Origin of the sequence: Pseudoalteromonas sp. SR45-5, from assembly GCF_014163565.1 — a bacterium.
Taxonomy (GTDB): Bacteria; Pseudomonadota; Gammaproteobacteria; order Enterobacterales; family Alteromonadaceae; genus Pseudoalteromonas; species Pseudoalteromonas distincta.
The window spans coordinates 1-1,567 of the sequence record NZ_JACJDN010000787.1 but is presented as its reverse complement, the minus strand read 5'-3'; the positions used below and the strand labels follow the sequence as shown (position 1 = coordinate 1,567).

At 36.4% G+C, this 1,567-nt stretch carries 2 protein-coding genes; one reads left to right on the top strand and one right to left on the bottom strand.

The genetic code is table 11. The annotated features are described in order from the left end of the window. Positions 1 to 229: 229 nt before the first annotated feature. Positions 230 to 541 (bottom strand): hypothetical protein, encoded by a 312-nt coding sequence (locus tag H5072_RS19050; RefSeq protein WP_182694460.1) that lies wholly within the window; start codon positions 539 to 541, stop codon positions 230 to 232. 238 nt (positions 542 to 779) lie between these two features. Between H5072_RS19050 and H5072_RS19045 the strand changes: the two genes are divergently transcribed. Continuing rightward, the coding region (locus tag H5072_RS19045) for an integron integrase (protein WP_182694459.1) at positions 780 to 1,567 on the top strand (788 nt) is incomplete at its 3' end.

Sequence of the window (1,567 nt, the reverse complement as noted above, 5' to 3'; positions counted from 1 at the left end):
CCGTTGCTAAAGCCGTTTAAACTACCGAAAAAGTAAGCCGTAAATACAACCTAGCGAAACAGCCTTGATGCTGTAATGTCACTGCTGAGACTACTTTTTAATGCTGTAAGTAAATGACGCCTAACTTCCCGCATAACGGGCAAATATACGTAGGCTAAAATACCGAGCGAAGCGCAGGGAGCCTACGTGTATTTGTCCCTAGCGAGCGCAGCGAGTGTTAATGCGTTTGTTATGTTCGTTCTTTAATAAACGAGCGATGAAACCAAATGTAATAGATAGCCATAGCTGTGCCAATTGGAATATTTAAAATATTTATGTACGCAGCAATTTGAGCAGGAAAATAAGCCCAAACTTTATTACGCAGTAATCCGAAGCCTGCAAAGGACATTAAGAAGAAGCTAGCAACAAATACTAGGGTGATAACCCCTTGGATGATGCCAAAAGAAGCTGCGTTATTTACAAAGGTCATACCGACAATAATGAAAAATAAAGCTCCGATTACGAAAAATAAAGCTCCTAAAATAATCTTATGAGTATTCATTCTCTTCCTAGAACATAACAATTTAATAGTGCGCTCATCGCGCATATTTCTGCCAACTATACGCTCATGTATTTTATAAATCTTTTTTACCAAATAACTTAGTACATTGCTATATATAATTTTTTATTAGCACTCAAACTCTCAATAAAAGACAAAATGCGCTCGCCGCTCATTTTCTTGAATATGTGTGCATCACAACTACACTGTATATAAAAACAGCACTATTGTTGGTAATAGTATGAAAACACGTTCCCCATTTTTAAATTACATAGCTGAATATATGCTAGTTCGTCAATATTCATTACGCACCGTCGATACCTACCTAAGATGGATTGCATCTTATATCCATTTTCATAATAAACGCCATCCCGCCTCAATGGGGGACAATGAAGTCGAACGCTACTTAGAACATTTAGTGTTAAAGCAAAACGTTGCACCACGTACGCAAGCCACTGCACTCAATTCATTGTCATTTTTATACAAGCACATAATAAAAAACGAACTTTCATTAAATTTAAATTTTGCCCGTAGTAAAAAACAAGCAAAGCTCCCTGTAGTGATGACCCCAGAGGAAGTTAAAATGTTGATGGCTCATTTAAATAAGCGCTATTATTTAATTGCAGCCCTTATGTATGGAAGTGGCTTAAGAGTAATGGAAGCGGTGCAATTAAGGGTGAAAGATATTGATTTTGATTATAAATGCATTCAAGTATGGAATGGAAAAGGTAATAAACACCGCATTGTTACGCTGGCCACAGAACTAATTCCTATGCTGAGAAATCAAATTTTGAACGTTGATGACTATTTAAAACTGGATTTAAATAATACGGAATATTCTGGCGTATGGATGCCATATGCTTTAACAAAAAAATATCCAAGTGCCGCAAAATCGCTTGCGTGGCAATATTTATTTCCTTCTCATATATTAAGTTCAGATCCTCAAAGTGGTGAAATAAGGCGACATCATTTTCATCACTCTTGTATTAGAAAAGAGATTAAAAAAGCCGTCCAAAAATCAGGGTTAAC